Here is a 17,942-nt window from a genome sequence, read left to right as displayed (position 1 = left end):
GCCCATTGCAGCGCAGATCACGCCGGTCGTCGCACCGGCGGACCCGTGCGGTCCACTGAATGTTTGCCATCTCTCCGTCGCGACACACCGAGTTCACTCAGCAGGGCGCGGGTGTTCACGCCCACGCCGAGTGTCATCGCTCGGCCCAGATCGTCGGCGGTGTCCACGTCCTGCCGCAACCCGGGCCAGTCACCGAGCAACTCCACCGCACCGGCGGCGATGTGGCGGCGGGCCGAGTCGGTGCCGAAAAGCGGCGCGAGGGGGGCGGATCCGTCGCGAACCAGCAGGGCGACGGTGCCGGTCCCGGCGTGGTCGGCCACCACCGCGCGCCGGTTCTCGGGTGCGGCGGTGAGCATCCCGGACAGTTCGACCGGCCGCAGGGCGGGCAGATCCGCTTGCAGCGCGAGCAGTTCCACCGGGCCGTGGTGGCGGCGCACCGCCTCGGCGGCGGCGGACAGGGCCGCGTTCAATCCGCTATGGCTATCGGCCCGCGACTGTGATCGCATCGCTTCCGGGTGGACGTACGCGCCCAGCTCACGCACCAGATCGGCGACTCGCGGATCGGGCGTCACCACCGTGACCGAGCCGATCTCCGGCGTCGCGGTGGCCGCGTCCACGGTGTCGGCGAGCATGGCCAGCACCAACCGGGGGCGGTCGCGTGGATGCAGCCGGTCGGCGAGTCGGCTCTTGGCGAGCGCGAGACTCTTCACCGCGATGACGGCGTGCACGGACGAGCGCATGCCCGAATCCTCCCACTCGATGGTTACCCGGCGCGCGGCGGTGGCAGTAAACGCCGCGTGAACGCCCGTCCGCGACCACCGCTCTGAAATGCCAAGCGGTCGAGCGCGCGGGAATGTTCCCGGGTGTGGCAGTGCGGCCCGGCCGGGCGCGACGGGTGCATATATTGGTCTGATGACGAGGGCAGCGGTGCTGGGAGCGGGGTCGTGGGGGACCGCGTTCGCGAAGGTGTTGGCGGAGGCGGGAACCGAGGTCACCATGTGGGCTCGGCGGCCGGAGGTGGCGAAGGCGATCGCCGGTGAACATCGCAACCCCTGGTATCTGCCCGATGTGGAGCTGCCGCCCATCGCCGCCACCGACGACCACCGGATCGCCCTGGACGGCGCGGACATCGTGGTGCTGGCGGTGCCGTCGCAGTCGCTGCGGGCCAATCTCGCGGCGTGGAAGGCCGATATTCCGGCCGACGCCACGCTGCTGAGCCTGGCCAAGGGCATCGAGACCGGCACGCTGCTGCGCATGAGCCAGGTGATCGCCGAGGTGAGCGGCGCCGACCCGAGCCGGGTGGCGGTGCTGTCCGGGCCGAACCTGGCCAAGGAGATCGCCGCCCGCCAACCCGCCGCCACCGTGGTCGCGTGCAGCGACGCCGCGCGCGCCGAGGCGGTGCAGCGGGCCTGCGCCACCGGCTACTTCCGGCCCTACACCAATACCGATGTGGTGGGCTGCGAGATCGGCGGTGCGTGCAAGAACGTCATCGCCCTGGCCTGCGGTATCGCCTCCGGCATGGGGTTGGGTGACAACTCGATCGCCAGCCTGATCACCCGCGGGCTCGCCGAGATCATCCGGCTCGGCGTCGCCCTCGGCGCGGAACCGGTGACCCTCGCCGGTCTGGCCGGAGTCGGCGACCTGGTCGCCACCTGCACCTCCCCGCTGTCGCGCAACCGCTCCTTCGGTCATGTGCTCGGCTCCGGCGGCACCATGGAGACCGCCCAGGAGGCCACCCACGGCCAGGTCGCCGAGGGCGTGAAGTCCTGCACCTCGGTCCGCGCGCTGGCGGAGCGGACCGGCGTGGAAATGCCGCTCACCGATGCCGTGCACCGCGTCTGCCACGAAGGGCTGTCGGCCGCCGAGGCGGTGGGGCAGCTGCTGGGGCGGCGGCTCAAATCGGAGTGACGCCGCTGTCGTCCGGTTCGAGAGCGGGGCGAGTCACCCGTGTAACCGAAGCGTCATCGGTGACCGGGTACGGTTCCGGGCATGACCAACAGGATCCGGGTGGCGGTGGTATTCGGCGGGCGGAGCAATGAGCACGGCGTATCGTGCGTATCGGCCCGCACCGTGCTGGGCAGCCTCGATCCCGAACGGTACGAGCCGGTTCCGATCGGGATCACACGCGAGGGCACCTGGGTGCTGGGCGGTCGGGATCCGCGGGAGCTGAGCGGCAAGGCCCGGGAACTAGCGGTCGAGGCGTCCGCGGGGACCGCGCTCACGCTGGCCGTCGACCCCAGCCGGTCCGGGCATCTGGTGCCGGTCGGCGGGGGTGAGGTGCTGGGCAGTGTGGACGTGGTGTTCCCGGTGCTGCACGGCGCCTGGGGTGAGGACGGCACGCTGCAGGGACTGTTGGAACTGGCCGGGGTCCCGTACGTGGGCCCGGGCGTACTGGCGAGCGCGGCCGGTATGGACAAGGAGTTCACCAAGAAACTCCTTGCCGCCGAAGGACTTCCCATCGGCACCCAGGTGGTGCTGCGACCCGGTGCGCCCACCCTGAGCGAGGCCGACCAGCGGCGGCTCGGCCTGCCGGTCTTCGTCAAGCCCGCACGCGGCGGCTCCTCCATCGGCATCACCAAGGTGGTCTCCTGGGACGATCTCGACGCCGCCATCGCCACCGCCCGCGAACACGATCCGAAGGTGATCGTGGAGGCGGCGATCGTGGGGCGTGAAGTCGAGTGCGGCGTACTGGAATTCCCGGACGGCCGGGTGGAAGCCAGTGTGGTGGCGGAGATCCGGATGCCGGAGACCGACCCCGCCGCCGATGGGCCGGGGTTCTACGACTTCGACACCAAATACATCGACGACGTCTGTGAATTCGATGTTCCGGCCAAGCTCGACGACGATGTGGCGACGCAGGTCCGCGAGATGGCGGTCGAGGCGTTCCGGGCGCTGGACTGCCAGGGTCTGGCTCGCGTCGACTTCTTCGTCACCGCGGACGGTCCGGTCATCAACGAGATCAACACCATGCCCGGGTTCACCGCCATCTCCATGTATCCGCGCATGTGGGAGGCCACCGGCATCGACAATTCGACACTGGTGAGCACGCTCATCGAGACCGCGCTGGCACGGGGGACCGGGCTGCGCTGACGGTCCGCGCGGCGCGGTGCCGCCGGGCCACACGGGTATCGTCGACATGGTGATCGTCGCGATGACCCTTCCCGGCTTGGCCCTGCTGCTCATCGCGGTGGCCTTCGCCGATGTGGCCTACCGCAGGACCACCGGACGCACCGCGCTGCCGTGGATGCGCGGTGACGAGCAGCGCACCGCGAGCGCCATCGGCTTCGAACAGCTCGACACCGTGTTCTCCTCCGGCAAGCGCGTCGAATTCGAACAGCGGCAGTCGGTGCTCATGCACCGCGAGAATCCCGGCGACGGCGCTCCCGGCGGTTTCGATATCGACCTCCGCTCCGGGACCGCCCGCCTCGCCAAGTCCTGAGCGGGTCTAGTTCGGCAGCTCGCCCGGGTCGAGCGCCTGTGCCGGGATCGTTGCGGTGATCGCGTCCGAGATCTCCTGCAGCGGAGTCGGGCCCGCGCTGTCGGGCATGGTGACCGCGATATAGGTGCCCCGGTCGACCGCGATCCACGTCCCCGACGTCACCCCGCTGGTCTCGTCCCGCACCGCGAACCAGTTCACCCCGTTGACCACCTGCAACGGCGACGCCCGATGGAACTCCAACGGCCGATCCAGCCCGCAGCGCAGCACGATCGGCTCCCCGCCCTCGGGCAGCTGCCACGCCTTGGTGGCGGGCGGTGCGGGCTCGACCAGTTCCGAGGTGGTGTAGTCGCCGAGTTCGCCGGGCAATGCGGGCAGCAGCGCCGTGCACGCCGGGCCGTCGGCACCGGGCGCGGGCACCGAACCGAGCGCCAGGGGCTCCCGGGTCACGTTCTGCCGCGCCACCACCGCCATCACGATCACGCCCACCAGCAGTGCGATGGGCAGCGCGACGGCCGTGGCGATGAGCGCGGGTGAACGTCCCGCGGTCGCGTCGGTCGCGTCGCCGGGCTCGCTGATGGTGGTTCGGGCCGACCCCGCATCGGCTTCGGCCGCGTCCGTGTCGTCGACTTGTGTGTCTCGCGCCAGGGTGGCGGTTTCGGCCGTCCCCTCGCCGCGGGCAGCGGTGTCGCCGTCGGGCGTCTCGGTGTTCGGGGCCTGCGTATCCGGTGTGCCGGGGGCGTCCGAGGGACCGGGCGTCCCGGACGCGGCCGGCGATGGTTCGTCCGCTTCCGGCTTACCGGGATCGCCGGATTCCGCTGGCTGCCCGGTGGACGTGGGTTCCGTCTCGTTACCGTGCGTGTCCTTGCTCATCCGGTCCGACATCCTCGATCTGCTCGGCCGGGCGGTGGCGTCCGGCTGGTGGTCTGCGAGTGCAGGGACGAGGGTACCGTCGGTTGGTCCACCGTTCGCAGCGCACTCGGCCGTAAGGAGACCGCCATCACCGGCAGGAGCAATCGAGATGTCGGCGGGCCTGCCGGGCCTGGAAGTGGAGCGGAGCGCGCCACACCGGTGACGGTGGCCGAGTTCGGGGAGTTCGCGTTGATCGCGGCGGTGAACGCCGGGCGGGAGCAGGCTCCGGGTGTGCTGCTGGGGCCGGGTGACGACGCCGCCGTGGTGGCCGCACCGACCGGCAGGTTCGTGGTGACCACCGACATGCTGGTGGAGGGCAGGCACTTCCGGCTGGATTGGTCGAGCGCCCGTGATATCGGGCGCAAGGCCATCGCCCAGAATGCCGCCGATGTGGTGGCCATGGGTGCGGCACCGAGCGCGTTCGTGGTGGCGTTGGGCTGTCCGGGCGACACCCGGGTGGATTTCGTGCGTGAACTCGCCGACGGCATGTGGGCGGAGGTCGGACGTTCCGGCGGCTCCATCGCCGGGGGCGATATGGTGCGCAGCGCGCAACTGGTGATCTCGGTGACCGCCTTCGGCGATCCGCACCGTGCCCCGATCCTGCGGTCGACCGCCCGCCCCGGCGATGTGGTGGCGGTGGCCGGGCGGCTGGGCTGGTCGGCGGCGGGGCTGGCGGTGCTGAGCGCCGGCATCGATCCGGAACGGTTCGCGAATGTTGTTGCCGCCCATCGCGTTCCGCATCCCCCCTACGGTGCGGTACTGGAGCTGCCCGCTGCCGCGCCGGTCTCGGCGCTCACCGACGTCTCCGACGGACTGCTTGCCGATCTCGGGCATATCGCCCAATCTTCCAGTGTCGCCATCGATCTCGATGCCGCCGCGCTGCGCGATCCGGCCCTCGACGCGGTGTCCACCGCCCTGGACACCGATCCGCTCGACTGGATCCTCACCGGCGGCGAGGATCACGCCTTCGCGGCCACCTTCCGCGATCCCGAGGGGATTCCGGCAGGTTGGAGCGTGATCGGCCGCGTCGGCGCGGGTGCGGGCGTGACCGTCGACGGCACGTCTCGGCCCGGACCCGCCGGGTGGGAGTCGTTCGCTTCGGGTGGGTGAGGTTTCGCCGTGAATTCGCGCGCCGTATGTTATCCGGACATGGGTGCCAAACCACTGTCGGAGGTCGTCGATTCGGGCTGGGCCGAGGCCCTCGAGCCGGTCGCCGACCGCATCGCCGCCATGGGCGAATTCCTGCGAGCCGAACTCGCCGCCGGGCGCGGCTATCTGCCCAAGGGCGAGAACGTGCTACGAGCCTTCCAGCGTCCGTTCGACAAGGTGCGGGTGCTGATCGTCGGGCAGGATCCCTATCCCACGCCCGGCCATCCCATGGGCCTGAGTTTCTCGGTGGCCCCGGATGTTTCGCCGGTGCCGCGCAGTCTCGCCAATATCTTCTCCGAGTACTCCAAGGACCTCGGCCACCCGACGCCGTCCTGCGGTGATCTGTCGCCGTGGTCGGATCAGGGCGTGCTCATGCTGAACCGCGTGCTCACCGTGACGCCGGGACAGCCCGCCTCGCATCGCGGCAAGGGCTGGGAGGCGGTGACCGAGCAGGCGATTCGCGCGCTGGTGGCCCGGGACCAGCCGCTGGTGGCGATTCTGTGGGGTCGCGATGCCGCCACGCTCAAGCCCATGCTGGGGTCCACGCCGTACATCGAATCCGCCCACCCCTCACCGCTGTCCGCTTCGCGCGGTTTCTTCGGATCTCGTCCGTTCTCCCGTACGAACGAATTGCTCGGTACCCTAGGGGCCGCCCCGGTGGACTGGCGTCTGCCGTGAGGGGTGTACAACCCGCCAGAGCCTATTCAGGAGCAAATGCATGCAGAGAAAGACCGCCCGCGGTGTCGTCGCCGCCCTCGCCGTGGGTGCCGCGTTCGCAGCCGTCCCCGCCGCCCAGGCCGCGCCGCTGACGCTGGAGCCCTACACCGCCCCGGCCGCCACGCCGTCGGAGGCCACTCCCGTCGGCAGCATCTTCGACACCAACAGCGCCTCGTCGCTGTCGTCCGGAACGACCTCGACGCTCGCGTGCTTCGTGCAGTCGATCAGCCAGCAGGTGCAGTGCATCGGCGGCGCGCAGTAACCGTCGGCGCGTAGTCGAGGATTGCGTAGTCGAGGACTAGGAATGGTGCGGTAACGCTGCGGCGTGCCGCACCATTCGCACTTCCAGGGCCGGACTGAAGGCTTCCACGCGGCGGCCGCCGTCGAGTGCGAAGCCGTATTTGCGGTAGAACGCCCGGGCGCGCGGATTCTCCTTGAACACCCACAGCGAGGTGTCGACATCGGGGGCCAGGACGGCGCGCATCAGATCGTGGGCCAGCCCGGTGCCGTACCAGGCGGCGCGCACGTACATGGCATTGATCTCGTGCGGGGTGGGCGCGGCATCGTCGAGGGACGGGCCACCGCTGCCGAAGCCGATGACGGCGTCGCCGGCCACGGCCACCACAGTGCGGCCCGGATAGCGCAGGCGCTGCTTCTCCAGCTGTTCGGCGCGCCGGTCGACGTCGAAGGCGTCGAGCACCTGCGCGGGAACCAGATTCGCGTACGCCTCACGCCAACAGGCGATATGACATTCGGCCAGGCTGTGGACGTGCTCGGCCCCCAGCGGGAGCACCTGCCAGCGCTTCACTTCCGCCCCCTTCGTGCGCGCGACCCCACCCTACCGACGACAACGCCCCGGATCACCCTGTGACGGGTTCCGGGGCGTGGACGCGGTGGTGCTGAAAAGCGGTGGTGCTGAAAAATCAGCCGCGGACGACCTTGCCGGCCTTCAGGCAGGAGGTGCACACGTTCATGCGGCGGGTGTTGCCGGGGGCAACCTGCGCGCGCACGGTCTGGATGTTCGGGTTCCAGCGACGGTTGGTGCGCCGGTGCGAGTGCGAAACCGACTTACCGAAGCCGGGGCCCTTGGCGCAGACGTCGCAGACGGCAGCCATAGTCGCGAGCTCCTTCATGTCATGTGGGGACGCGCCGCCCAGGGCGACGTGTCCGAAAACTTAATGTCGTGGACGTGCCCGCCAGCAGGTGGCTGGCGAACGCGGGCCGATACCTGAGAGGGCAGGACCGGTGCCCCGCGTGAGGCAACCCTGCAAGAGTAACCACCCGGCGACGGCGATGTCCAATTGCCCCCCGGATCGTCCGCTACAGCGGGGTCACCGTGAACGGGACCTCACCGGATTGTCCGAGATGGGGTTGATCGACGGTCACCCAGCCGACGATCTCACCGTAGCCCGGGGAGAAGATGGCCGATTTGCCGTCGTTCATCCAGAAGCCGGGGCCGTGTGGGGTGATGGATTTGGTTCCGGTCTGCCCGGTGGTCTCATTGCGCCAGTGCAGGGTGACGGTGAGCTGGCAGGAACCGACGCCGTACAGATCGGCCGCCACGGTGAAGGCGGCCGAACCGGGGTAGGCGTCACCCTTCACCGAAGAGTCGACGACGGCGACGCACGGGCCGTTGGTGAGGGAGTAGAGCGTATTGAAGGGCCCGCCGGGCACGGCGGCCGCCGGGGCCGCCAGGGCGATGGCGGTGGCGGTGGTCGCGGTGGCCACGGCCGAGCAGAGCAGTGCTGATCGATTCGAGCGCATGATCGCCTCCGAGCGACTGACCTTGGTGATATGACCCACATCGCACGATAGCCCCCGGCCGCTACTCGGACCGGCGATCGACGAGGGTCGCGACATCGGGCAGCGGCGAGTTGTCGGAGTGGGCGACTAGGCTGGCGGCCGGGGGTTTCGCAGGCGATGGCGTGGTGGAAGGACGGTGACGGTGCCCGGGGAAGGGGACGTGTTCGACGGTGCCGCGCTCACGCGCTGGGGGCAGCGCTGCCTCGAAGGACTCGAACGGCATCGTGACGAGATCAATGCGCTGAATGTCTTCCCGGTGGCCGACGCCGATACCGGGAACAATCTGCTGACCACCATGCGGGCGGCGGTGCGGGCGGCGGCGGCGGAGACCGGGTGCGGACAGCCGACGACCGGAGTGGTTCCCGCCGCCGGGCCGAGTGCCCATGCGGTCGCCGTCGTCATGGCGCGGGCGGCGACGGTCGGGGCGCGGGGGAATTCCGGCATCATTCTGTCCCAGGTGCTGCGCGGTATGGCCGAGGGCGTGACCGCGGGGCCGCTCACGGCCGGATCGCTGCGGCATGCGCTGCGCCGCGCCGCCGTGCTGGTGCGCGAGGCATTGAGTTCTCCGGTCGAGGGCACGATGCTGACCATCCTCGACCGCGCCGCCGAACACGCCGCCGACTGTGCCGACGAATCGCTGTCCGCGGTGGCGCTGGCCGCGGCGGACGGCGCTGCCAAGGCGCTGGGCGAGACCCCCACGCTGCTGGGCGTCTTACGCGAAGCGGGCGTGGTGGACGCGGGCGCGCGGGGGTTGCTGGTGCTGCTGGACGAACTCGTCGCGGCCACCGGTGGGCGTATGCCGGCCCGTCCGGCGTACGTCCGCCGCACACCGGCCGCCGGGCGCGGTGACCACCCCGCCCGGGGCGATGACGACGTACGCGCCGAAGCGGGCGGGCGCGGCGGAATGTCGACGGCCGGGGTGCCCGCGCCGCAGTACGAGGTCATGTACCTGCTGACGCGGACCGACGAGCGGCGGGCGGGGCGGTTGCGGGAAGTGCTTGCCGGATTGGGGGATTCGGTGGTCGTGGTGGGGGATGGGGACGGGGCGTGGTCGGCGCACGTGCACTGTGCCGATGCGGGGGCGGCGGTGGAGGCCGGGCTGGCGGCGGGGGCGCTGAGCCGGATCCGGATCGAGACGCTGGCGGTGTCGGCGCATGCGTCGGCGGGGCCCGCGGATCGCGGCATCCTGGCCGTGACTTCGGGTTCGGGTGCGGTGCGGCTGTTCGAGGACGCGGGGGCGACGGTATTGGAGGGGGAGGTCACCGCGGAGGAGCTGCTGGCCGCGATTCGCGCGCTCCCGCACCGTGAGGTGCTGGTGCTGCCCAACGGCGCGCTGCCCGCGCACGAACTGGTCGCGGTGAGTGTGGCCGCCCGCGACGGCAATCGGGATGTGCTCATGCTGCCGTGCGCGTCCACCGTGCAGGGGCTGGCGGCGCTGGCCATGCACGATGCGGGCCGCTCCGCCGCCGACGATGTCTTCGCCATGTCCGAGGCGGCCGCCGGAACCCGCTGGGGCGCACTGCGGGTGGCCGCCGAGCGGGCCCTCACCATCGTCGGCACCTGCGAAGCCGGGGACGGGCTGGGGCTGGTCGGCCACGATGTGGTGGTGATCGATCCGGATGTGCGCACCGCCGCGCGCACCCTGCTGGACCGCATGCTCGGTCTCGGCGGGGAATTGGTCACCATACTGCTCGGCGCGTCGACGCCCGCCGGGCTGGCGGAGGAATTGACCGAGCACATCACGGCCGGATTCCCGGGCGTGGAGGTGGTGGTGTACCCCGGCGGTCAGGCCGGGGATCTGGTGCAGATCGGGGTGGAATAGATGGCGACACTGGCCGACCGGCTCGACCACGTGCTGGGCGTGAAAGCCGCCGAGCCGTTGGCGGACGCGTTCGATATGCACACCGTCGAGGATCTGTTGCGCCACTATCCGCTGCGCTACGCCACCCAGGGCCAGCCGCTCACCGAGGAGGCGCCGGAGGAGGGCGCGCACATCACCGTGATGGGCCGCGTCACCAAAACCGAACTGCGGCCGATGAAGAACCGCCGCGGCAGCCTGCTCAAGGTCGCGCTGGACGTGGGCGGCGCGCGCCCGGTGGACATCACCTTCTTCAATGGCGACAAGGTGCGGTACCTGGTCAAGGACGGCGTCAAGGCCATGATGTCGGGCACCGTGCACTGGTGGCGGCCCGACCGCTGGAACCTCTCCCACCCCGACTACCTCATCCTGCCGGACAAGGGCGACGGCACCGTGGAGAGCCTGACCTCGGTGCGCGGCGGCGGTGCGCTGCGCGGTCTGGCGCAGACCGCCAAAGGTAAAGGGGGCATGGATGTCTCGTTCTTCGAACGCGAGTTCATCCCGGTCTACCCCGCCACCGCGAAGGTGCAGAGTTGGGACCTGCTGCGCTGTATCCGCCAGGTGCTCGACCAGCTGGACCCGATCGACGACCCGCTGCCGGAGGAACTGCGCACCGAGCACGCCCTGATCGCGGTGTCGGACGCGCTGCGCCTCATTCATCTGCCCGAGCACAAGTCCGATATCGAACAGGCGAGGGGCCGTTTGCGTTTCGACGAGGCGCTGGCGCTGCAACTCGTGCTGGCACAGCGTCGCCACGATGTCGAGGGCCGTACCGCCCGCGCCTGCCCGCCCCGCACCGACGGTATCGCCGCCGCCTTCGACAAGCAGCTGCCCTTCGAGCTGACCGAGGGGCAGCGCGCCGTCATCGGGGAGATCTCCGACGACCTGTCGCGCACCTACCCCATGCACCGGCTGCTCCAGGGCGAGGTCGGCTCGGGTAAGACCATCGTGGCCTTGGAGGCCATGCTCCAGGTGGTGGACAACGGCCGCCAGTGCGCCATGCTCGCGCCGACCGAAGTGCTTGCCGCCCAGCATTATCGGTCGCTGCGGAAGATGCTCGGCGAACTCGGCACCGCCGGTGAACTGGGTGCGGCCGACCAGGCCACCAAGATCGTGCTGGTGACCGGCTCCATGTCCACCAAGGAGAAGAAGGCGGCCCTGCTCGACGCCATGACCGGTGAGGCCGGCATCGTGATCGGCACGCACGCGCTCATCCAGGACACCGTGGAGTTCCACGATCTGGGCATGGTGGTGGTCGACGAACAGCACCGCTTCGGCGTCGAGCAGCGGGATGCGCTGCGCGCCAAGGCCAAGGACGGTGTGAGCCCGCATCTGCTCGTCATGACCGCCACCCCGATTCCGCGCACCATCGCCATGACCACCCTCGGCGACCTGGAGACCTCCACCCTCACCCAGCTGCCGCGCGGCCGCTCGCCCATCACCACCAAAGTCGTTCCCGCCAAGGTGAAACCGTCCTGGGTGGATCGCGCGTGGGAGCGCATCCACGAGGAGGTGCGGGCGGGCCGCCAGGCGTACGTGGTGTGTTCGCGCATCGGCGGCGACGAGGAGGAGAACGGCAAGAAGAAGGGTAAGGCCGCGACCGAGAAGGAGGGGCCGACCACGCACGCGGTGGTGGATGTCTACGACATGCTCCGCGGCGGCCCCCTCGCGGATCTGCGCGTCGGCCTGCTGCACGGCCGCCTGCCCGCCGATGAGAAGGACAGCGTCATGCGGGCCTTCAACGACGCGCAGATCGACGTGCTGGTGTGCACGACGGTCGTCGAGGTCGGCGTGGACGTCCCGAACGCCACCATCATGGCCATTGTCGACGCCGACCGCTTCGGGGTGAGCCAGCTGCATCAGCTGCGCGGGCGCGTCGGGCGCGGCCGGCACGCCGGTCTGTGTCTGCTCATCACCGAGACCAATCCGGTCGGCTCGGCCATGGCCCGGTTGGAGGCGGTCGCCGCCACCACCGACGGTTTCGAACTGGCGGTACTGGATCTGCGGCAGCGGCGGGAGGGCGATGTGCTCGGGTCGGCGCAGTCCGGCACGGCGCGTTCACTGCGGCTGCTGTCGCTGCTGGACGATCTCGAAGTCATCACCGCCGCACAGCAATTGGCGCGTGAGGTGGTCGAGTCGGATCCGGGGCTGAGCCGACATCCGGGGTTGGCGGGCATGATGCATGCCGCCGTGGACGCCGAGCGGCTGGAGTATCTGGCCAAATCCTGAGGCCGCGCGCGGGGAGTGGAGGAGACAGCGTGGTTGCCATCGACGTCGATCGGACGTGGAAGTCACCGGAGCGCCGGCCGTTCCGGCAGCGGGTGGCCTGGCAGGGGTTGGGCGGGGTGCCGCCCACCGCCCTGGTGCTGGCCGGGATCGTGAGCGTGCAGATCGGCGCGGCCTTCGCCAAGCAGCTGTTCGCCTCCACCGGTCCCGCGGGCGCGGTCAGCCTGCGCCTGGGGTTCGCCGGAATCGTGCTGCTGGTGCTGTGGCGTTCGGCGCTGCGGATCGAGCGCCGTGCGATTCCGGTGGTGCTGGCGTACGGGGCCGTGCTGGCCCTGATGAACCTGTGTTTCTACGAGGCCATCGACCGGATTCCGCTCGGCATGGCCGTGACGCTGGAATTCCTCGGGCCGCTGGCGATCGCGCTGGCCGGATCGCGGCGCTGGATCGACCCGGTGTGGGCGCTGCTCGCCGGTGGCGGCGTCTTCCTGCTCACCCGGTCCGACGGTGCGGTGGTGTGGTCGGGGGTGCTGCTGGCGCTGGCGGCGGGGGCGTGCTGGGCGGGCTACATCCTGCTGTCGGCCAAACTCGGCGAACGCACCAGCGGCGGTGGCGGTTTGGCGCTCGCCATGGCCTTCGGCGGGATCGTCATGGCCCCGGTCGGCATTCTGGACGCGGGGGCGGCGCTGTTGCAGCCCGCCGTGCTCGCGGCCGGTTTCGCGGTGGCGATGCTGTCGTCGGTGGTGCCGTATTCGGTGGAGTTGGAGGCGTTGCGCAAGATTCCGGCGCGGGTGTTCGGAGTGCTCATGAGCCTCGAACCAGCGGTCGCGGCGCTGGCGGGTCTGCTGGTGTTGGGGCAGGTGCTGAATTTCGGGCAGTGGGCGGGCGTGGTCTGTGTGGTGGCCGCCTCGGCGGGGGCTACGCGAACGGCTGCCGAACCCGAGGTCTGAGTGCTGGCTCCCGGCGCGTCCGGGAGGGGTGCGGCTCGCATCAATCGACAATATTGGTCTTACCACTTGACCTCTGACCAATTGTCGTCGTAGCGTCGTGGGCATGGCGTTGCAGCGCATCGATCGCAGAACCGTTCCCGACGAGGTCTTCGAACAGCTCGTGGACACCGTGCTCGACGGCGAGCTCGCACCAGGGGAGACGCTGCCCGCCGAGCGGCAGCTCGCCGAGGCGCTCGGTGTCTCCCGGCCCACCGTGCGGGAGGCGTTGCAGCGACTCGCGCACACCGGACTCGTCGAGGTGCGGCAGGGGGGTGGTACCACGGTGCGCGACTTCCGCCGCTTCGGCGGCCTGGATATGCTGCCGCGCTTGCTTTTCCGGCGCGGTGAGCTCGACCATGCGGTATTGCGCAGCATTCTGGAGGCGCGCGCCGCCCTGGGCCGCGAGGTGGCCGGGCTGGCGGCCGAGCGCGGCGGCGCGGACGCGCTGCCCGCACTGCGCGCCGGTGTGGACGAGCTGGCGGCCCACCGGGATCCGGTCGCCCAGCAGCGGGCGGCGCTGGCCTTCTGGGACCACCTGGTTGATGCCGCCGACTCCATCGTCTACCGGCTGCTCTACAACAATCTGCGCGCCGTCTACGAGCCCGCCATCGAGGCGCTCGCGGTGCTCATGGCAGCCGAGGTCACCCGCGTCGATCGCTATCGCGCCATCGCCGATGCCGTCGCGGCGCGCGACAGCACCGCCGCCCGCACCGCCGCCACCGATCTAATGTCCACGGCGACAACGGAATTCGCCACACTTATTCGCCGTCTACAGGAGGCGCCCCATGAACCCGAACGATCCTGACCGCACCGCCCGAGCCCGGCTGGCCGCCGACGAGGCGGCGTCCGCCCGCCGCGCCAAACTCTCCCTGCCCGACGCCTTCCGGGTATTCGTGCGGCAGCCCTCGCCGTGGATCATCGCGGCCCTGTTCGTGACGGCGCTCGCGGCCCGGATCGCGGTGGGGGACTGGCGGATCACCGACGCCCTGGTGCCGGTGGTGATGCTGGCGCTGTTCCCGCTCGTCGAATGGCTCATCCACGTCTGCGTGCTGCACTGGCGGCCCCGCCGGATCGGCCGTCTCACCGTCGATTCGCTGCTGGCGCGCAAACACCGGGAACACCACCGCGATCCGCGCGATATCCCGCTGATCTTCATCCCTTGGCAGACCTTCCTGTGGCTCATCCCGGCGCTGGTCACCATTACCGCCCTGGCCTTTCCACGGCCCGGCCTGGGCCTGACCTTCCTGGTGGTGCTCGCTCTGCTCGGACTCAACTACGAGTGGACCCATTACCTCGTGCACACCGACTACCAGCCCAGCGGCCGGCTCTACCGCGCCGTCCGCCGCAACCACCGCCTGCACCACTTCAAGAACGAGCACTACTGGTTCACGGTCACCACCTCCGGCACCGCCGATCGAATGCTGCGCACCTACCCGGATCCCGGTGCGACCCCCAATTCGCCGACCGCGAAAGCCTTGCACCAGTAGGCAGGTGCGCGTCAGCGCCGACCGTGTCCGAGCAGAGCGAGCCGGACACGGTTGTCGGCGCCGGTCTTGGCCATCAGGTTGGCGACGTGGGTTTTGACGGTGGTGACGCCGACGTGCAGCCGGTTCGCGATCTCGGTGTTCGACAGGCCCTCGGCCACCAGGTCGAGCACCTCCCGCTCGCGGGCGGTGAGATCGGCGACGGGTGCGGCCGGATCGGCCTCCGTGCGCGCCGTCACCGCCGAATCCAGCACGCGCCGTAGCACTTCCGGTGTGAAGGGATGGTCGCCCGCCGCGGCGCGGCGGATACCCGCCAACAGGTCCGCCGGGGAGGCGTCCTTCACCAGGAAACCGCAGGCTCCGGCGGCGAGTGCGGGGTACAGGTGATCGTCGTCGTCGAAGGTGGTCAGCACGACCACGCGGGCGGTCGGCCGGTCGGCGAGAATGTGCGCGGTGGCGCGGATGCCGTCCATACCGGGCATGCGCAGATCCATCAGCACCACATCGGGGGTGAGCCGCGCGGCCAACCGCACGGCCTCGGCTCCGGTGGCGGCCTCGGCGACCACCTCGAGGTCGTCGGCGGTCTGGCAGAGCATCCGCAGTCCGGCGCGGACCAGCTGCTGATCGTCGACGACGAGTACCCGGACGGTCACGGCGCGACTCGCGACCGGGTGGGCAGCTGCGCGGTGACCTGCCAGCCGCCGGTGACGGCTGCGGCGGTGAACGCCCCGCCGAGCAGTTCCACGCGTTCGCGCAGGCCGATCAGGCCGACGCCGGGCGGGCCGTCGCCGGTGCGCGCCGCCGAACCCTGGTCGCGCAGTGTGAAATCCACCTTCTCATCATGGCGGACGATCGTCAGGGCGGCCCGTGCCCCGGCCCCCGCATGCCGCACGGTGTTCGCCAATCCCTCCTGGGTGAGGCGCAGCAGTGTCAGTCCGGTGAGGGCGTCCACGTCGGTGATCGCGGCGTCCACCTCCGCGTGCGTCCGAATGCCCAGCCGCCGTGCGCGTTCGACGGCGGCGGCGATGGCGTCGGGCAGATCCGCGGGCGCGAGGAAGGATTCGTCATCGCCGTTCGGATCACGCAGGACGGTCACGAGCTTGCGCAGATCCGCCAGCGTTTCCCTGCCGCTGGCATGAATATCGTCGAGCACCTCGAGGACGGCGGGCGGGGCGTCGGGCAGCGCGTGGCGCGCGATGCCGACCCGCAGCACGGTGGAGGACACGTGGTGTGCGATGAGGTCGTGCAATTCCCGTGCTATGGCGGTGCGTTCCAGCGCCCGCGCGGCGGCCACCTCGGATTCGCGGCGCTGGGCCAGTTCGTGGGCTTGGCGTCGCGCGCGTGCGGCGCTGTCGCGCGCGGTGCGCAGCAGGGAGCCGATGAGCAGTGGCAGTCCGGCCATGACCGCGGCACGGTACGCGGTGGCGGCCGCGCTCTCACCCGGATGCAGCAGGTACGCACCGGCGAGTACCGCCGCGCCGAGCAGCGGCCGCCAACCCCGGTGCCGCGCGGCGAGTTCGGTGAGCGCGATGGCGGCGGCCACCTTGGCGACCACCGGGCCGGTGTGCCCGAATTCGAAGCCGACCATGAGCACGGCGGTGGTGGTCAGCGCGGTAGCCAGCGGCCAGCGCACCCCACCGGCGGTGAGCAGCACCGAGGCAAGGGCGATGGTCCAGTCGAGCGGGTCGGTGGTTCGGGTGAGCAGCAGCAGGCACCCGGTCGCCAGTGCGGTCAGCACCAGGAGTCGGATCGGAATCGACCGGGCGTCGAGCATCCACTCGATACCGCGCCGCATTCCGGTCGACTCCACCACCTTTCACATCATGCCGCTCACGCCCGCCCCGCGTCTCCTCCCGAGGGAGGAGGCGGCTCCTCCCCGCGGCCGCCGGGAGGAGCCGCCGGTCGGATCCGCGGCGGGGCGCAGCGGGGCACGGTGGACGTCATGAACGATGCGACCGACACTCCGCCCACCGCGGACGACCACTCGAAACCCAACCGCCGCAAGCTGTTCGGCCTCACCGCCTCCGGCCTGGCGGTCGGCGCGGCGGCCGGATTGGCCGGGGGAGTGGCGCTGGGGGCCGACTCCAACCCGCCCCCGGTGCCGTCGTTCGGGAGACGGCGGTTCGAGAACCAGGTGGTGCTCATCACCGGTGCGACATCCGGCATCGGCGCGGCGGCGGCCCGGCAGTTCGCCGCCGAGGGGGCACGGGTCGCCTTCTGCGGTCGCCGGGTCGATCGCGGTCAGGCGGTGGAGCGGGAGATTCGCGCGGCGGGCGGGGAGGCCACCTATATTCGCGCCGATGTGCTGGTCGAGAACGAGGTGCGCGAATTCGTCGATACCGCCGTGCGGATCTACAACGGGCTGGACGTGGCGTTCAACAATGCGGGCATCACCATTCAGAAGAAACTGCACGAATACAGCGCCGAGGATTTCGATCGCGTGGTCGGCACCAATCTGCGCGGAGTTTTCCTGGCGATGAAATACCAAGTGCCGCATATGCTCCGCGGCGGTGGCGGCACCATTGTGGTGACATCCTCGAGCAATGCGCTGGCCACCGATGCCGGTCGCGCCGCCTATACCGCGAGCAAGCGGGCGCTGGTCGGTCTGGTGCAGTCGGCGGCCCTGGACTACGCGGCTGCCGGAATCCGGGTGAACACCCTGGTCCCGGGCACCACGGACACCGAACTGGTCTGGCGGGCGGGTGGTCTGGAGTCCATGCCCGCCGATGCGCGGCAGGTGTTCTTGAAACAGTGGGCCAGTTCGAATGTTCCGGGCCTCGGTCGCCTTGCCACTCCGGAGGAGATCGCCGCCTTCGCACTCACCCTTGCCGCACCCGAACACACCTATCTCACGGGTGCGCAACTGGTGATCGACGGCGGGAAAACGGCGCACGCCTGAATAGGGTCCGGCGTGCACAGGCAAGGCTGACCTTGCTGTTTATCGGGACCGAACCGATATAGGATCACTGACGGATCCCCCGTGGGTCAGCCCACCCACGGGCCCAACGGCACGGAGGAATTCATGACCACATTGGAAATGCCTCACGTCAGCGAATGTACGGTCAGCGACTGCTCGTACAACCACGATGGCTGCCACGCCTACGCGATCAATGTGGCCGGGGAGAACGGCCACGCCGACTGCACCACCTTCATTCCGCTCTCGAGCAAGGGCGGGCTGGATCGCGTCACCTCCATGGTCGGCGCCTGCCAGCGCGCCGACTGCACCCACAACAAGGATCTCGAATGCACCGCGCCGGAGATCCGGGTCGGCCTCGGTGCGTCCGACCATACGGCGAACTGCCTGACCTACACACCGGCCTGAGCCTCACGGCGTACAGCGCGACTCGGCCGCGGTGATGCGGTCGGGCCGC

At 70.3% G+C, this 17,942-nt stretch carries 20 protein-coding genes; 13 read left to right on the top strand and 7 right to left on the bottom strand.

Features of this window, described 5'->3' with window-relative positions; all coding sequences use genetic code 11:
* Positions 1-17 precede the first annotated feature (17 nt).
* On the bottom strand, positions 18-740 hold the full coding sequence (gene cofC / locus FOH10_RS21705) for a 2-phospho-L-lactate guanylyltransferase (RefSeq protein ID WP_143982111.1): 723 nt from the start codon (positions 738-740) through the stop codon (positions 18-20).
* A 172-nt stretch (positions 741-912) separates the two neighbouring features.
* Here cofC and FOH10_RS21700 point away from each other — a divergent pair, with 172 nt between their 5' ends.
* The 3 genes from FOH10_RS21700 to FOH10_RS21690 all read left to right on the top strand — a co-directional run bounded on the left by FOH10_RS21700 (position 913) and on the right by FOH10_RS21690 (position 3,439).
* A complete protein-coding gene (locus tag FOH10_RS21700) occupies positions 913-1,908 on the top strand; it encodes an NAD(P)H-dependent glycerol-3-phosphate dehydrogenase (RefSeq protein WP_039816172.1) in 996 nt (331 codons plus the stop codon).
* Between the two features lie 81 nt (positions 1,909-1,989).
* Entirely contained in the window at positions 1,990-3,090 is a 1,101-nt protein-coding gene (locus FOH10_RS21695) for a D-alanine--D-alanine ligase family protein (protein ID WP_143982110.1), read from the top strand.
* A gap of 61 nt (positions 3,091-3,151) precedes the next feature.
* Entirely contained in the window at positions 3,152-3,439 is a 288-nt protein-coding gene (locus FOH10_RS21690) for a DUF6191 domain-containing protein (RefSeq protein WP_081592640.1), read from the top strand.
* Positions 3,440-3,445: 6 nt separating this feature from the next.
* On the opposite strand, the gene FOH10_RS21685 is transcribed toward FOH10_RS21690, so the two are convergent.
* Positions 3,446-4,309: a DUF3515 domain-containing protein gene (locus tag FOH10_RS21685; RefSeq protein ID WP_143982109.1), complete on the bottom strand. Its 864-nt coding sequence runs from the start codon at positions 4,307-4,309 to the stop codon at positions 3,446-3,448.
* A 204-nt stretch (positions 4,310-4,513) separates the two neighbouring features.
* Here FOH10_RS21685 and FOH10_RS21680 point away from each other — a divergent pair, with 204 nt between their 5' ends.
* The 3 genes from FOH10_RS21680 to FOH10_RS21670 are packed head-to-tail and all read left to right on the top strand — an operon-like array spanning position 4,514 to position 6,476.
* Positions 4,514-5,458 (top strand): thiamine-phosphate kinase, encoded by a 945-nt coding sequence (locus FOH10_RS21680; protein WP_143982108.1) that lies wholly within the window; start codon positions 4,514-4,516, stop codon positions 5,456-5,458.
* A 39-nt stretch (positions 5,459-5,497) separates the two neighbouring features.
* Entirely contained in the window at positions 5,498-6,175 is a 678-nt protein-coding gene (locus FOH10_RS21675; protein WP_029930106.1) for a uracil-DNA glycosylase, read from the top strand.
* A 40-nt stretch (positions 6,176-6,215) separates the two neighbouring features.
* Positions 6,216-6,476 carry a hypothetical protein gene (locus tag FOH10_RS21670; RefSeq protein ID WP_029930105.1) on the top strand — a complete coding sequence of 87 codons (261 nt, stop codon included), beginning with the start codon at positions 6,216-6,218 and terminating at the stop codon, positions 6,474-6,476.
* A 36-nt stretch (positions 6,477-6,512) separates the two neighbouring features.
* Here the strand turns inward: FOH10_RS21670 and FOH10_RS21665 are convergent, their stop codons facing one another.
* The 3 genes from FOH10_RS21665 to FOH10_RS21655 form a co-directional block, all read right to left on the bottom strand.
* Entirely contained in the window at positions 6,513-7,022 is a 510-nt protein-coding gene (locus FOH10_RS21665; RefSeq protein ID WP_143982107.1) for a GNAT family N-acetyltransferase, read from the bottom strand.
* Between the two features lie 115 nt (positions 7,023-7,137).
* Positions 7,138-7,329 carry a 50S ribosomal protein L28 gene (gene rpmB / locus FOH10_RS21660; RefSeq protein WP_011210730.1) on the bottom strand — a complete coding sequence of 64 codons (192 nt, stop codon included), beginning with the start codon at positions 7,327-7,329 and terminating at the stop codon, positions 7,138-7,140.
* 205 nt (positions 7,330-7,534) lie between these two features.
* Entirely contained in the window at positions 7,535-7,978 is a 444-nt protein-coding gene (locus FOH10_RS21655; protein WP_143982106.1) for a hypothetical protein, read from the bottom strand.
* A gap of 181 nt (positions 7,979-8,159) precedes the next feature.
* On the opposite strand from FOH10_RS21655, the gene FOH10_RS21650 reads away from it, so the two are divergent.
* From FOH10_RS21650 to FOH10_RS21630, 5 genes are all read left to right on the top strand, one after another.
* A complete protein-coding gene (locus tag FOH10_RS21650) occupies positions 8,160-9,839 on the top strand; it encodes a DAK2 domain-containing protein (RefSeq protein WP_244961316.1) in 1,680 nt (559 codons plus the stop codon).
* A complete protein-coding gene (gene recG / locus FOH10_RS21645; protein ID WP_143982105.1) occupies positions 9,840-12,104 on the top strand; it encodes an ATP-dependent DNA helicase RecG in 2,265 nt (754 codons plus the stop codon). It abuts the gene before it with no gap.
* A gap of 29 nt (positions 12,105-12,133) precedes the next feature.
* Positions 12,134-13,048, top strand: coding sequence for an EamA family transporter (locus FOH10_RS21640; RefSeq protein ID WP_143982104.1), 915 nt, complete (start codon positions 12,134-12,136; stop codon positions 13,046-13,048).
* A 103-nt stretch (positions 13,049-13,151) separates the two neighbouring features.
* Positions 13,152-13,892 (top strand): FadR/GntR family transcriptional regulator, encoded by a 741-nt coding sequence (locus FOH10_RS21635; protein ID WP_143982103.1) that lies wholly within the window; start codon positions 13,152-13,154, stop codon positions 13,890-13,892.
* Positions 13,873-14,574 carry a sterol desaturase family protein gene (locus FOH10_RS21630; RefSeq protein ID WP_143982102.1) on the top strand — a complete coding sequence of 234 codons (702 nt, stop codon included), beginning with the start codon at positions 13,873-13,875 and terminating at the stop codon, positions 14,572-14,574. The genes FOH10_RS21635 and FOH10_RS21630 overlap by 20 nt, the downstream gene beginning before the upstream one ends.
* Before the next feature lie 11 nt (positions 14,575-14,585).
* On the opposite strand, the gene FOH10_RS21625 is transcribed toward FOH10_RS21630, so the two are convergent.
* Together FOH10_RS21625 and FOH10_RS21620 are read right to left on the bottom strand one after the other, a co-directional pair.
* Positions 14,586-15,167 (bottom strand): response regulator, encoded by a 582-nt coding sequence (locus tag FOH10_RS21625; RefSeq protein ID WP_244962108.1) that lies wholly within the window; start codon positions 15,165-15,167, stop codon positions 14,586-14,588.
* 53 nt (positions 15,168-15,220) lie between these two features.
* Positions 15,221-16,384, bottom strand: a complete 1,164-nt coding sequence (locus tag FOH10_RS21620; RefSeq protein WP_244961315.1) for a sensor histidine kinase — start codon at positions 16,382-16,384, stop codon at positions 15,221-15,223.
* Between the two features lie 129 nt (positions 16,385-16,513).
* Between FOH10_RS21620 and FOH10_RS21615 the strand changes: the two genes are divergently transcribed.
* Positions 16,514-17,470: an SDR family NAD(P)-dependent oxidoreductase gene (locus tag FOH10_RS21615; RefSeq protein WP_143982100.1), complete on the top strand. Its 957-nt coding sequence runs from the start codon at positions 16,514-16,516 to the stop codon at positions 17,468-17,470.
* A gap of 123 nt (positions 17,471-17,593) precedes the next feature.
* Entirely contained in the window at positions 17,594-17,893 is a 300-nt protein-coding gene (locus tag FOH10_RS21610; protein WP_029930094.1) for a DUF1540 domain-containing protein, read from the top strand.
* The last annotated feature ends 49 nt before the right edge of the window (positions 17,894-17,942 follow it).

It is taken from the genome of Nocardia otitidiscaviarum (assembly GCF_007362295.1).
In the GTDB taxonomy this organism is placed as follows: domain Bacteria; phylum Actinomycetota; class Actinomycetes; order Mycobacteriales; family Mycobacteriaceae; genus Nocardia; species Nocardia otitidiscaviarum.
The sequence above is the reverse complement of the archived record's forward strand: the minus strand, read 5'-3'. Positions and strand labels throughout refer to the sequence as shown.